The sequence below is a fragment of the Sorangium sp. So ce590 genome (assembly GCF_051521365.1).
Classification (GTDB): Bacteria; Myxococcota_A; Polyangia; order Polyangiales; family Polyangiaceae; genus Sorangium.
This window is the reverse complement of record NZ_CP150346.1, coordinates 2,233,607-2,247,580: the sequence shown is the minus strand read 5'-3', so window position 1 is coordinate 2,247,580 and position 13,974 is coordinate 2,233,607. Positions and strand designations below refer to the sequence as shown.

At 74.2% G+C, this 13,974-nt stretch carries 7 protein-coding genes; 3 read left to right on the top strand and 4 right to left on the bottom strand.

The window, feature by feature from the left end:
- Window positions 1-155 precede the first annotated feature (155 nt).
- From smc to WMF28_RS08440, 3 genes are all read left to right on the top strand, one after another.
- Window positions 156-3,761 carry a chromosome segregation protein SMC gene (smc, locus tag WMF28_RS08450; RefSeq protein WP_437601593.1) on the top strand — a complete coding sequence of 1,202 codons (3,606 nt, stop codon included), beginning with the start codon at window positions 156-158 and terminating at the stop codon, window positions 3,759-3,761.
- The gene (locus WMF28_RS08445; protein WP_437601592.1) at window positions 3,758-4,330 is read left to right on the top strand and encodes a hypothetical protein; all 573 of its coding nucleotides are present in this window, start codon (window positions 3,758-3,760) and stop codon (window positions 4,328-4,330) included. The genes smc and WMF28_RS08445 overlap by 4 nt, the downstream gene beginning before the upstream one ends.
- A gap of 186 nt (window positions 4,331-4,516) precedes the next feature.
- The gene (locus WMF28_RS08440) at window positions 4,517-6,166 is read left to right on the top strand and encodes a hybrid sensor histidine kinase/response regulator (protein WP_437601591.1); all 1,650 of its coding nucleotides are present in this window, start codon (window positions 4,517-4,519) and stop codon (window positions 6,164-6,166) included.
- Window positions 6,167-6,240: 74 nt separating this feature from the next.
- Here the strand turns inward: WMF28_RS08440 and WMF28_RS08435 are convergent, their stop codons facing one another.
- The 4 genes from WMF28_RS08435 to WMF28_RS08420 all read right to left on the bottom strand — a co-directional run bounded on the left by WMF28_RS08435 (window position 6,241) and on the right by WMF28_RS08420 (window position 13,719).
- Complete coding sequence (locus WMF28_RS08435; protein WP_437601590.1) at window positions 6,241-9,549, bottom strand: error-prone DNA polymerase; 3,309 nt, start codon at window positions 9,547-9,549, stop codon at window positions 6,241-6,243.
- Complete coding sequence (locus tag WMF28_RS08430) at window positions 9,546-11,432, bottom strand: DinB/UmuC family translesion DNA polymerase (RefSeq protein ID WP_437601589.1); 1,887 nt, start codon at window positions 11,430-11,432, stop codon at window positions 9,546-9,548. Before WMF28_RS08430 ends, WMF28_RS08435 begins: the two co-directional genes overlap by 4 nt.
- A gap of 13 nt (window positions 11,433-11,445) precedes the next feature.
- Window positions 11,446-12,246: a recombinase A gene (locus tag WMF28_RS08425; RefSeq protein WP_437604229.1), complete on the bottom strand. Its 801-nt coding sequence runs from the start codon at window positions 12,244-12,246 to the stop codon at window positions 11,446-11,448.
- 276 nt (window positions 12,247-12,522) lie between these two features.
- The gene (locus tag WMF28_RS08420) at window positions 12,523-13,719 is read right to left on the bottom strand and encodes a citrate synthase (RefSeq protein WP_437601588.1); all 1,197 of its coding nucleotides are present in this window, start codon (window positions 13,717-13,719) and stop codon (window positions 12,523-12,525) included.
- Between the last annotated feature and the right edge of the window lie 255 nt (window positions 13,720-13,974).

Here is a 13,974-nt window from a genome sequence, read left to right as displayed (position 1 = left end):
TGGGCAAGACCTGGTCCTCCATGTGCGCGTGAGGAGGCGGGATCCGGTCTTGCCGCGCGGCACCAGCCCACGTAGACCCTGGGGAAAGCCAGATGTGACGGTACGTGGCGTGCTGTGACGATACGTTAAGCTCGCCTGGCCGGTCCGGGGATGTCATGCGCATTCGGAAGCTCGAGATCAGCGGGTTCAAATCGTTCGTCGACCGGACGGTGGTCCATTTCGACACGGACGTGGTGGGCATCGTCGGTCCGAACGGCTGTGGCAAGTCCAACATCGTCGACGCGATCCGGTGGGCCATCGGCGAGCAGAGCGCGAAGCACCTGCGCGGTAAGTCGATGTCGGACGTCATCTTCAACGGCTCCGAGACCCGCGCGCAGCACGGGATGGCCGAGGTGACGCTCACCTTCGACAACAGCGAGCCGACGGGGGCGTCGCAGCTCCCGCTGGAGTACCGGGACTACGCCGAGATCGCGGTGACGCGCCGGCTCTTCCGCGACGGGACGAGCGAGTACCTCATCAACAAGACCCAGGTCCGGCTCAAGGACGTGACGGACCTCTTCCTCGGCACCGGCGTCGGGACGAAGGCCTACTCCATCATCGAGCAGGGCAAGATCGGGCTCATCGTCTCGGCGCGCCCGGAGGACCGGCGGATGCTCATCGAGGAGGCCGCCGGCATCACGAAGTACAAGGCCAGGAAGAAGCAGGCCGAGCAGAAGATGGACCAGACGCGGCAGAACCTGCTCCGCGTGGGGGACATCGTCTCCGAGATCCAGCGGAACCTCGCGTCCCTGAAGCGCCAGGCCGCGAAGGCCGAGCGGTACGTGAACTACCGCAAGGAGCTCGAGGACCTCGTGCTCCACGAGGCGTCGCACAAGCTCCTCGAGATCACGGTGCTCACGCAGCGCGAGTCGATCGGCAGGGCCGAGCACGCCGAGCGCGAGCAGGCGGCCCGGACCGCGCTCGCCGCGCGCGAGGCCGAGATCGAGGTCACCCGGCTCGAGGCCCTCTCGTGCGAGGAGCGGGCCGAGCGGGCGCAGAACGAGGCGTTCGCGGCCGACAACCAGGTGCGCACCCACGAGGCCGAGATCGCGCGGGCGCGCGACCGGATGCGGCACTTGGAAGAGCGGCTCGTCACCGCGGCCAAGGAGCAGGGAGAGCTCGAGAAGACGGTCGCGGAGCTCACGGCCGAGAAGGAGCAGCTCGAGGCGCAGCTCGCCGGCGTCGACGAAGAGGAGGCGCGCGAGAGCGAGCTCGCGCTCGAGCAGCACGAGCGGCTCGAGGAGCTGCGGCACGGCGAGCGCACCGCCGAGCACGAGGTCGCCGCGCTGCGCCGGCGGGCCGCCGAGGCCACCGCGGCGGTCGCGGCCGCCGAGGCGTCGCTCGCCGGGTTCGACCGGCGCATGACGGAGATGAGCCAGCGGCGCGCGAAGCTCGAGGACGAGATCGGCCGGCTGATGTACGAGTCGGAGGAGCTCGAGCGGCGGCGCTCGTCGCTGACGCGGAACGTGGCCGAGCTCGCCGACGGGAAGCGGATCTCGGCGGAGGAGCGATCGCGCCTCGACGTCGAGATGAAGGCGCTGCGGGAGCAGGCGGTCGCGAGCGATCGCGCCGTGGAGCACGCGAAGAACGAGCTCGGGCAGCGGCGCAACCGCCTCCGCGCGCTCGAGGAGCTGCACGCGCGGCTGGAGGGCGTCGGCGCCGGGGTGAAGAACCTCCTCAAGACAAAGGATCCGGCGCTGCTCGGGCTCGTGGCCGACCGGATCGAGGCGCCGGCCGAGCTGACCGCGGCCTTCGCGGGGCTGCTCGGCGACCGGCTGCAGTGCGCGGTCGTGAGCGACGTCGAGCGCGGGATCGCGCTGCTCGCCGATCTGTCGAAGAACAACCGCGGGCGGGCCAGCGTGATCGCGGCGCGGCCTTCGTTCGTGGCCGGCGCCGCGCGGCGGCCACCCCGCGGCGAGGGGGTGCTCGGGCCGCTCGTGGACCGGCTCGTCTTCGCACCCGAGGACGAGGCGCTGGCGCGCGCGCTCGTGGGGGACGCGGTGGTCGTCGCGTCCGCCGAGGTGGCGGCGCGGCTCGCGGCCGAGGGCGCGGGGTGCACGCTCGTGACGCTCGACGGCACGGTCCTCCGCGAGGACGGCGTGGTGAGCGGCGGCTCGGGCGACGCTGTCGCGGCCGGGATGATCGAGCAGAAGCGGGAGATGCGCGCGCTGCACGAGTTCGTCGCGACCAAGTCGGAGGAGGTGACGGCGCTGCTCGACGCGCAGCAGAAGCTCCGCCTGCGGATCACCGAGGTGGGGACGGCGCTGGAGCGGGCGCGGAGCGAGGCGCACGAGGGAGAGCTCGCGCTCGTGACGGCCGAGAAGGACCTCCGCCGCGCGGAGGAGCAGCTCGCCGCGGCGCAGAAGCGCGAGGGCGTGGTGCGATCCGAGCTCGAGGACCTCGCGGACAACCTCGACGCCGGCGGGAGCGAGCAGCAGGCGGCGCGCGACAAGCTCGCGGCCGGGCGCGCGGCGCGCGAGGCGGCGGCGGCGGGCCTCGATCACGCCGAGCAGGTGGCGGCCGAGTGGCGCGAGCGCGTGCTCGGGCAGCAGTCGGTCGTGACCGAGCGGAAGGTGAAGCTCGCGCGCGTGCGCGAGCGCGCCGCGGCGGCGCGGGGCACGGTCGAGCGGCTCACGCGGTCGTGCACCGAGCTCCGGGGCCGGATCGCCCGGCTCGACCAGGAGCGGACGGAGAGCGCGGTCTCCGCCGGGAAGGCCGCGGCGACGATCGTCATCGCGCGCGAGGCGCTGGTCTGCGCCGTCGCCGACGCGCACGCGGCGCAGACCACGCTGACCGAGGCGCGGCGCGCGCTGGACGAGGCGCGGCAGGCGCACGCGGGGCGCGAGGCCGACCTGCGCGGGCTGCGCCAGGAGCTCGCCGCGGTGTCGGAGCAGCTCCGCAAGCACGAGCTCGCGCTGGAGCGGCTGCGCGTCGAGCACAACCACCTCATCGAGGGGGTGCGCGAGCGCTTCCGCGGGCTGGAGCTCGCCCGCGTCGTCGGCGACTACCACAAGCGGCCGCCGGTCGACGCCTCGCACCGCTCGCGCATCCAGGAGCTGACGGAGCTGCTCGACCGCATGGGCCCCGTCAACCTGGACGCCGTGCGCGAGCACGCCGAGGCCGAGGAGCGGTACACGTACTACTCGACCCAGAAGGCCGACCTCGAGAAGGCGATCGACGACCTCGAGAAGGCGATCGCCCAGATGAACCGCGAGTCGAAGCGGCTCTTCAAGACGACGTACGACGGCATCAACGCGCGCTTCAAGGCGCTCTTCCCCAAGATGTTCCGCGGCGGCCAGGCGGAGCTCAGGCTGACGAACCCCGACGACATGCTGGAGACGGGGATCGAGATCCTGGCGCAGCCGCCGGGGAAGAAGCTCGGGAACATCGAGCTCATGAGCGGCGGCGAGAAGGCGCTCACCGCCGTGTCGCTCATCTTCGCGATCTTCCAGTTCAAGCCGTCGCCCTTCTGCATCCTCGACGAGGTCGACGCGCCGCTCGATGAGGCGAACGTGACCCGCTACAACGAGGCCATCCGGAGCATGACGAGCCACTCGCAGTTCATCCTCATCACGCACATCAAGCGCACGATGCAGTCGGTCGACGTGCTCTACGGCGTGACGATGCAGGAGCCCGGCGTGTCGAAGCTCGTCAGCGTGCGGATCAACGAGACGGCGAAGCGCCCGGAGCGCGAGGCGGCGCCGGCGGCGGCGGTGGCGTGAGCGCGGGGCCTGGCTCGGGCGGGGCGGCCGGGCGGCGCCTGTCGCGCGGCGCCTCGGGGCTCCGGCACCTCCGCTGGGCCCGCGAGGTGCTGGCCACGCTCGAGGCCCACGTCGAGCACAACCCGGCGCTCGACGACGCCGATCGCGAGGCGCTGCGGGGCGAGGCGCGCGCGCTCGCGGCGGCGGTGCAGGCCCTCAGCGGGACCGTGAAGCCGTACCGGGATTTCCTCGAGCGGACGCGGGTGCGCTACCGCGGGCGCGTGCGCGTAACGGAGCACCTGGTCCGGGCCTCCGGCGCGGGCGGCGCGGACGAGGCGGCGCGCGCCCGCCTCGCGGAAGCGCTGGCGGAGCTCGCCGCGATCGAGGAGACGCAGCGCCGGCCGCTCAGGGCGGAGCTCTCGGCGGAGATCGATCGGCTCCGCGAGGCGATGGCGCGGATGGACGCGCGCCTCGCGGAGCGGCTCTCCGGGGAGCTCGTCGAGAGCCTGTACCCGCCGCTCACGGACGGCGCGTCGAGGGTCGCCGACGATGGCGATCCGGACGACGACGCGACGGCGAGCCCTCGCTAGCGTCGCGCGACCGGCGAGCCGACCGCAGGGGCCGCGACAGGGGCCAGCCAATCGCCGGGCGAACGGCGCGAAAGGAGCCAGCGACGCGGCAAGGTGCGCGGCAGGCGCCGGGGGAGGGATCACCATGCCTGCACGCCGGGATGGAGATGCGGTAAAGGGTTTACGAAGGACACGGAGAGGACGTCGATGGGCTGCGCGGAGTCGGTCGCCTTCCTGCTTCTCCGCGGGCGCGCCGCGGCGAGCGAGCGATTCGAAGCGCTGATCCGACGCCATGTGCCGGACGTCGCCGTCGTCTCCGATCCCGAGCGCGCGCTGGAGCGGTGCCTGGGCGAGCCGCCGCTGACGCTCGCCGTCGACTGGAGCGACCCGGCCGGCGCCGCGGCGTTCTGCGGCCGCGTGCGGGCGCAGCCCGGCGGCGAGGCGGTGTTCCTCCTCGCGATGACCGAGCGCGACGCGGATCTCGATGGGATCCTCGCGGCGGGCACGAGCGATTTCCTGCTCGTGGGCAACGAGGGCGCGGGCGCTCGGGCGCGGCTCGCCGTCGCCCGAGAGCGCGCCGCGCGCGACGCCGCCGCGCGCCACGCGCTCGCGCAGACGCAGGCCCGCCTCGTCCTCGCCGGCCGCATGGCGAGCGTCGGCACGCTCGCCGCCGGGGTCGCCCACGAGATCAACAACCCCCTCGCGTTCGTCATCGCGAACGTCGACGCGACCCTCCGGCGCATCGGCTCGATGGAGCGGCGGAGCAGCGCTCCGCGCAGCGGACCGTGGGCTCGCCCTCACGCCGACGGCCGCGGGACATCGAGCGAGCTCTCCGAGGTGCTGAGCCTCCTGGAGGACGCCCGCGAGGGCGCAGAGCGGGTGCGGCTCATCGTGCGCGATCTCCACAGCTTCTCGCGCGCCGAAGAGGACCGCCGCGGGCCGGTCGACCCCCGGCGGGTGCTCGACTCCTGCGTTCACATGGCGATGAACGAGATCCGGCACCGCGCCCGCGTCGTCCGGAGCTTCCAGGACGTGCCGCCCGTCGAGGCGAACGAGCCGCGGCTCGCGCAGGTCTTCCTGAACCTCATCGTGAACGCCGCGCAGGCCATCCCCGAAGGGCTCGCCGAGCAGAACGTGATCGAGCTCTCGACGCGCTGCGATGCCGCCGGGTGGGTCGTCGTCGAGGTGCGCGACACCGGCGCCGGGATCGCGCCCGGATCGCTCGGGCGGATCTTCGAGCCGTTCTACACGAGCAAGGGAGCGGGCGAAGGGCTCGGCCTCGGGCTCGCGATCTGCCACGCCATCGTCGCGGCGCTGAGGGGTCGGATCGAGGTGGAGAGCCGCCATGGCGAGGGGAGCACGTTCCGCGTCATCCTCCCCGCCGCCACGGCCAGCGAGGCGCGCGCCCCGGCGGCCGCCGGCTCCGGTGCGCCGAGCGGGCGGCGCGAGAGCGGCAGGCCCGCCGCGGCCGCGCCGGAGGCGGCGCCGCGACAGCGGGTCCTCATCATCGACGATGAGCCGATGCTCACGCGCGCCATCGCGGGGACGCTCGAGCCGCGGCACGAGACGACCGCCACCGCGAGCGCGCGCGACGCGCTCACCCGGATCCGCGCCGGGGAGCGCTACGACGCCATCCTGTGCGACCTCATGATGCCCGATATGACGGGGATGGATTTCTACGCATCGCTCGCCGAGCACGCACCCGAGCAGCAGCGCCGCGTCGTGTTCCTGACCGGCGGCGCCTTCACGGAGCGCAGCAAGGCGTTCCTGCAGCAGGTCAACGCCCGGCTGCTCCTGAAGCCGTTCGACGCGGCGACGCTGCTCTCGCTTGTCGACGAGGTCGTCGCCGCGCCCTGACGCGCGCTGGGCGCCTCACGCGCCGCCGACCGCTCGTCCTGCGCCCTCCGGGGGGGCACGCCTTCTTCGCGCCCTCAGTGATAGTCGCGCGATCGGAGCGTGACCTCCTCGCCGCTCGGCAGCTCCAGCCGCTCCAGCTCGCGCGCGACCACGTGGATCACCTCCCCCTGCCGCTCGACCCGCCCGGCGACGAGCAAGAGCGCGGCGTGCCGCGCCACCTGATGGTGATCTGCGAAGACCTGCTTCTGGACGATGACGTTGACCACGCCGGTCTCGTCCTCGAGCGTCACGAACGTCACGCCGCTCGCGGTCGCCGGCCGCTGGCGGCCGACCACCATCCCGGCGACCCGCACGCTCTCCCCGTTGCGCGCCGCCTTGATCTCCTCGGCGGTCCGCACGCGCCCGGCCCCGCGCCGCCGCTTGAGCGCCGGCCGCAGGTGCCGCATCGGGTGGTCGTGCAGCGACAGGCCCACGCGCCCGTAATCCAGCGCGAGCTGCTCCAGCGGCCTGAGCGGCGGAAGCCCGACGTCCCTGTCCCGCTCGATCGGCACCCCCTCGAACAACCCCTCCACGCGGGGCGCGCGCGCCCGCCAGAGCGCCTCTCTCCGGGCGGGCACCAGCGCGGCGAGCGCGCCCGCTTCGGCGAGCGCTTCCACCTCGTTCTTCTTCAGCTCTGCGCGCGTCACGAGATCCGGGAGGCTCGTGAACGGCGCCTCCTCTCGCGCGGCCACGATCGCGGCCCCAGCCGCCTCCCCGAGCCCCTTCACGAGGCGCATGCCGAGCCGCAGCGCCGGCCCCGCCGAGGGCTCGGCGCCGGGCTCGAGGGTCGCGTCCCACGCGCTCTGCACCACGCACACCGGCCGCACGTCGACGCCGTGCCGCTGCGCGTCCTGCACAAGCGCCGATGGGCTGTAGAACCCCATCGGCTGCGCGTTGAGCAGCGCGCAGGTGAACGCCACCGGGTGGTGCACCTTGAGCCAGGCCGACGCGTACACGAGCAGCGCGAAGCTCGCCGCGTGCGACTCCGGGAAGCCGTACTCGCCGAAGCCCTGGATCTGCTGGTAGAGCATCTCCCCGAACCTCGCCGAGATCCCCCGCTCGGCGAAGCCCTGGATGAGCCGCCCGCGGTGCCGCTCCAGGCGCCCGTGCTTCTTCCACGCCGCCATGTCGCGGCGCAGCTGATCGGCCTCGCCCGGCGTGTAGCCCGCGCCGACCATCGCGATCTGCATCACCTGCTCCTGGAAGAGCGGCACGCCGAGCGTGCGCTCCAGGATAGGGTCCAGGCACGGGTGCGGAGACACCGGCGGCTCCTGCCCCGTCCGCCGGCGCAGGTAGGGGTGCACCATCCCGCCCTGGATGGGCCCGGGACGCACGATCGCCACCTCGATCACCAGATCGTAGAATTTGCTCGGCTTCAGTCGCGGGAGCATCGCCATCTGGGCGCGGCTCTCTATCTGGAACACCCCCACCGTGTCGGCCCGGCCGATCGCCTCGTAGACGGCCGGGTCCTCCGGCGGGATCTGCGCGAGCGCCGCGATCGGATCGAACGCGGCGCCCCGGCCTGCACGGACCGAGAGATCCGCGGATGCAGGGTCACGAGCCGCGCCGACCGAGAGCCCCGCGGACGCGGGGTCACGAGCCGCATGAGCCGAGGGGCCCGCGAGCTCGGCGTACCGATCCGCGTGGATCAACGCGAGCGCCTTGCGGATCGCCGTCAGCATGCCGAGGGCCAGGACGTCGATCTTGAAGAAGCCGAGGTCGTCGAGGTCGTCCTTGTCCCACGGGATCACCGTGCGGCCCTCCATCCGCGCAGGCTCGACCGGGGCCACCTTGTGCAGCGGCTCCGACGACAGCACGAAGCCGCCGACGTGGATCGAGAGGTGGCGCGGGAAGCCCTCCAGCGCGCTCGCCATCAGGACGGTTTGCCGGACGCGCACGTCGTCCGGATCGAGGCCCGCCTCGCTCACCCGCTGCTCGGTGATGTCCGCCTCGTGGTGGAGCACGAGGCCGCTCAGCCTGTCGACCTGATCCGCCGAGAAACCGAACGCCTTGCCCACCTCGCGCAGCGCGCTCTTGCCGCGGTAGGCGATCACCTCCGAGACCATCGCCGCCCGGTCGCGGCCGTACATCTCGTAGATCGCCTGGATCACCTCCTCCCGGCGCTCGTGCTCGAAATCGACGTCGATGTCCGGCGGCTCGTTGCGCTCCTCCGACAGGAAGCGCTCGAAGAGCAGGTTGGACCGGGCCGGATCCACCGCCGTCACGCCGAGCACGAAGCACACCGCGCTGTTCGCCGCGCTCCCGCGGCCCTGGCAGAGGATCTGCCGCGCGCGGGCGATCTTCACGACCTGCTGCACGCTGAGGAAGTAGGGGGCCACGCCGAGCTTCGCGATCAGGGCGAGCTCCTTCTCGATCTGCGCGCGCACCTGCGGCGGCGTCCCCTCCGGGTAGCGGTCGCGGCAGCCCTCCTCGGTGAGGCGGCGCAGCGCCTGATCCGACGTCTCCCCCGGCATGCAGAGGGCGTCGCTCGGGAAGCTGTAGCGGAGCTCGGCCAGCGAGAAGCGGCAGCGGGACGCGACCTCCACCGTGCGCGCGACCCAGGCCGGATGATCGCGGAACAGCGCCGCCATCTGCGCGCCGGACCGCACGTACGCCTCCGCGTTCGGCGCGATCCGCGTCCCGGCTTGATCGAGCGTGGCCTTGGTCCGGATGCACGTGAGCACGTCGGCGAGCGGCTTGCGCGACGGGTGATGGTAGAGCGGGCGCGCGGTCGGCACCACGCAGGGGCCGTAGCGCCGCTCCGCCGCGAGGGCCGCCGCGATGCGCTCGCCGTCGCGGCGGTCGAGGTGCTTCCAGGTCGCGACGAGCGCGCGCTCGCCGAACGCGTCGCGCAGCGCGCCGATGAGCGCGCCGGAGACGGCCGCGGGCACGAGCGGATCGAGCGGCACGATCGCGGAGAGGCCCCGCGGCGCCGCCGCGATCGCCTCCGCCGAGAGGCTCGCCGTACCCTTCTCGCAATCGGCGTGCGCGATCGTGAGCAGCCGGCAGAGGTTCGCGTAACCCTCGTTGTCCTCGACCAGGAGGACCACCGAGGGCTGGACCTCCGGCGCGCGCTCGGCGCGCGGCGCGACGCGCTCGACCGCCGAGCGCGGCGCGCCGATCGTCAGCTCGGCCCCGACGATCACGCGCTGCTCGATCTTCTTCGCCGCCGTGTGCGCGCGGACGCTGCCGTAGAGCCCGTCGCGATCGCAGAGCGCGAGCGCCTCGAGGCCGATCTCCTTGGCGCGGTGCACGAGCTCCTCGGGGTGCGAGGCGCCCTCGAGGAACGAGAAGCAGGAGCGGCCGCACAGCTCCGCGAACGGCACCGAGGCGCCGGCGCTCACTCGCACCACCCCTGCAGGAAGGCCTCGCCCGTCGCGCGGTCGACGTAGATCCACGCCTCACCGCAGGAGCTCGCGCTCGCGCCGTCGCGGAGAGGACGCAGCTCGCCGAGGCGCGCCGGGGCGGCCCTGCCGGACGGAGAGCCCGAGACCAGCCAGGCGCGCGCGTAATCGCGCGAGGCCGGCGTGGGCGTCCACCACTCCACCGCGTCGATCCGCATCACGAAGGAGAGCCGCTCGATCGCGTAGAGGTGCCGGTCGACCGCCACGATCGCCCCGCGCCCCACGCGGCCGAGCGGGATCGGCTGCGCGAGGAGCCGCGCGGGCTCCGGCGCCGGCGCGTCGGCGCCCTCCACGCGCTCGCCCGCGGCCGCCCCCTGCTCCGCCGCGGCCCGATCCGCCGCGGCGCGCGCGCGGGCCGCGGCGGACGCGCGCGCCGTGGCCGCCTCGTCCGCGACCGGCACGAGCCGCGAGCGCGCCTCGGGGCGGTGCGCGTCGGCGATCTCCAGGACGCCCACCCGCTCCGCGCCGATCTCGGCCGAGAGCTCGGCCAGGAGCGCCGGCAGGCTGTCCGGATCGACCGACCGATCGCGCGACAGATCGAGCTGCACCCGGCGGGCGCGCGCGATGCGGGAGGCGATGAGGTGGACCCCCACCGCGGGCGCCGCGAGCTCGATCCGATCGAGCTTCGCCCTGAGCGGGCGGAGCAGGTCGCCCGCGTCCGAGAGGGGCACCGGCATGTCGACGTGGAAGCGCAGCGAAGGGCCGCGCGCCTCGTCTTCCAGGAGCGCGGCGACGTCGTCCTCGCGATCACCGAGGCGGAGCCGCGCGATCGAGCGATCGTAGGCGATCGCCACGTTGAGCCGACCGCACGCCTCGCCGCGCGCGGCGAGCCGCGACGCGATCCGCGACGTCATGCCGCGCAGCACGAACAGGAGCGACTCGGCGCTCTCGACCGGCTCGTCGAAGAGCACCTCCTCCTCGATCAACCGGGGCACCTCGTACGGCAGGAGCGGCACGGGATCGCGGCCGGCGAGGAGCTCCATCACCTCGGCCGTCCGCGGGCCCAGCCGCGCCGCCGCCTGCGCCCGCGGCAGGCGCGCGAGATCCTCGACGCGGAGCACGCCGAGCCGGACGAGGAAGCTCGCCACCTCGCGCTCGACCGGGAGCGCCTGCACCGGCAGGGGCCCGATCGCCTGCGCCCCCTTGCCCGGCGGCGCGATCGGCGCCTCCGCCCCTGCCCCGCCGTCCGCGTGCGCGCCGAAGCGCGCCAGCGCCTGCGCGAGCCGCGGCCCGTCGGCGATCGCGAGCCGCGCCCGGTGGCCGAGCGCCGCCACGCGCTCGCCGAGATCGCCGAGCAGCGCCTCCTCGCCGCCGACGAGGTGCGACGCCCCGGTGATGTCGAGCCACACCGTGTCGTACGGGCCGTCGCCCCAGGGGCTCCGCGCCGCGCTCGCGGCGCGCTCACCAGCGCGGCCCGCCCGCGACGCCCCCGCGCGCGCCGCAGCGCCCTGCTCGCCGAGCTGGATCGCCGCCGTCGCCCCGAGCCCGAGCGCCACCTCGGCGACCCGGCCGAGCGCCGCGTCCATCTCGGTGAACGTCACCCGGTGGATCGCGAGGTGCGCGACCAGCGCCGCCGCCTCGACGACCTTCTGCCCCGGCCTCACCCCGTACCGCCTCGCCTCGTCGTCGACGACGTCGAGCACCGCTACCGGCGCCGCCGGCTCGCGCTCGGACCGCGCGCCGAGCGCCGCCCGGCGCTCCTCCTCGCCCCCGATGATCACCGCGAGCGGCGCCTTCCCGCTCGGTGAGACCGGTCCACGCTGCTTCACCAGCTCGCACGCGAGCTGCGGGAGCACGATCGCCACAATGCGCCTCGTCGCCATCGCCTCTCCTCCCTCACGCCCGCGACAGCGCGGGCCGCGCCTCGCTTCCCGCCGCCCGCTCCGCCTTCTCCCGCGATCGATCCCCGAGCACCACCGGTGTCGGCGAGGTCACGCGCCCGCGGCGATCCTTTGCGACGCGGACCATCAACCGCCCCTCGGCGACCTGCTCGAGCTCCAGCCGCATCGCGACCGGCAGCGGCATCGGCCGCGCCGCCTGGCGATCGGTGAGGAGCAGGATCGTCCCGTCGCTCCCCTCGGTCGCCAGGGCGAGCTTGCGCACCACGTTGACCCATCGCGCGAGGTCCTCCTCGCGGCGCCCCGCCGCGGGCGCGCCCCGCTCCCCTTTCCCCGCGCCCTGACCGAAGGCCCCCGGGACCCCGGCCACGTCGATCACGAGCACCGCGAACGCCCGGCTCATCGCCATCCGGACCGCGACCTTGGCGAGCATCTCCACGGGGGGCCGCGCCACGAGCAGCCGGCTCAGGTCGACCCCCGCGCGCGCGACCGCCGGCGCGAAGAGCGAGCCGCTCGGGTCGATCCACGCGCACCACGCGCCCGCCGTCGCGCTCGTCCCGCGCAGCCGCGCCTCCACCTGCGCCGACGCGCACGCAGAGAGGGCGAGCGAGGTGGAGCGCCCCAGCCCCCGCGGCGCGGCGAGCTCCACGACCCCCCCGCGCGGAAGGCCCCCTTCCGGGAGCGCTTCGTTGATTTCCTGTATACTGAGCGGCAGCGTCTTGGCGCGCGCTTCGAACTCGGGGAGGGTGTGGCGCAGGAGGTCCCGGGCGAGAGGAGCGGCAAGAGCGGCGGGCGACATACTGAACATGGTAACAGTGACCTCGCGAAGCCGCCAACTTTGCTGGACGAACAAAGTCCTACCTGTGCCCGTCGTGTTCCACTTTCTCCCTTCCAGGACGGCGGAATGCCCTCGTCGGCGATCTGTGATCGGCAGGGTGACAGGACGACGGGGATGAGGGGAATGCCCGTCTGGGTTCTTCAATAAGTTCGGCTCGCGGCCTGTCGACCTGGGGACCGTCGAGGGCCGGCGCGGCGCTCCTGTTGGCGCGCTGGCGGAGCATCTGCCGCTTCGGCGTCAATGCGGCGGAGCGGCCGCTCCGGGGACAGCGGCCGCATCGGGGGCGTCCCCGATGTAACGGGAGCTCGGCCGGATGAGGCGCCCCGCGCGCCGCTGCTCGTCGATGTGGGCGCACCAGCCGGCGACCCTGCCCACCGCGAAGGTCGGCGAGAAGAGCGCGCGCGGCAGCCCGAGCGCGTCGAGCAGCACCGCCGTGTAGAACTCGACGTTCGCGCGCAGCGGGCGATCCGGGTGCCGCGCGCGGAGGGCCGCCTCCGCCGCCCGCTCGACCGCGCGCGCCAGCGCGAGCCGGGCGCCTCGCGCCCCGCCGGCCGTCCGCTCGAGCCGCTCGATCGCCCGCTCGAGCACCGCCGCCCGCGGATCCCTCACCCGGTAGATCCGGTGCCCCATGCCCATGATCCGCCGCCCCGCCGCGAGCTCCGCCTGGATCCAGCGCTCGGCGCTGCCCGGGGACGGCGCGCCGCCCTCGCCCGCCGCCCCGATGGCGTCGAGCATGTCGAGCACCGGCCCCGGCGCGCCGCCGTGGAGCGGCCCCTTCAGCGCGCCGATCGCCGCGACCACCGCCGAGATCGCGTCCGACCCCGTCGAGGTGACCACGCGCGCGGCGAAGGTGGACGCGTTCATGCCGTGGTCCGAGACCGTCACGAGGTAGGTATCGAGCTCGCGCGCCTCGGCCTCGCTCGCCGCCGCGCCGCGCACCATGCGCAGGTAGTCGGCCGAGAGCCGGAGCGCCGGATCGGGCGCGACCGGCGCCTCGCCCGCGCAGCGCCGCGACCAGGCCGCCGCGAACGTCGCGACCGCCCCGGCGATCGCCGCGGGCGGGGCGTCGCCCCGGTGGTGCGCGACCGCGGCGCGGAGCGCGTCCATGCCGTCGCCCGCGTCGAGCGCGTCCCCGAGCCGCCCGAGCAGCGCGAAGGCCCGCGTCCGCCCCTCGGCGATCGCTCTCCGGAGCGACTCGCGCGCAGGCGCCGACGGCAACGCGCCGCCCCAGAGCAGCCCGCACGCGTCCTCGAAGGTCACCCCGCCGTCGCCGGCGAGCGCCTCGACGTCGTGGCCGGCGAGGGTGAGCCTCCCCCGCTCCCCGTCCACCTCCGAGAGCCGCGTCTCCGCCACCACAACACCCTCCAGGCCGCTCGCGAGCGGCGCCGCCATGTCCCTCATTCCGATCACCTCCACCGAGGACATGTTGGGCATCGCATGAAGTTGATCAACCTTGATTGTACAATCAACCATGCACGCTATCGGAGTGCGTCGAGGATGCCGCCGGGCGCGGGTCGCCCAGCCCGCGCCTCCCCGGCTCGGGCGCGGCGCACGGTGGGCGCTCGCGGGCGGCGGCCACCCGGCGCGTGGCCCGCGCCTGCGCGAAGAATCCCGGCGAGGACCGGGGAAGCCGGTGCTAGGAGGGACACAGGCGCCCGGCGATCCGCGGGCCGCGCCTCCGGCATCGGT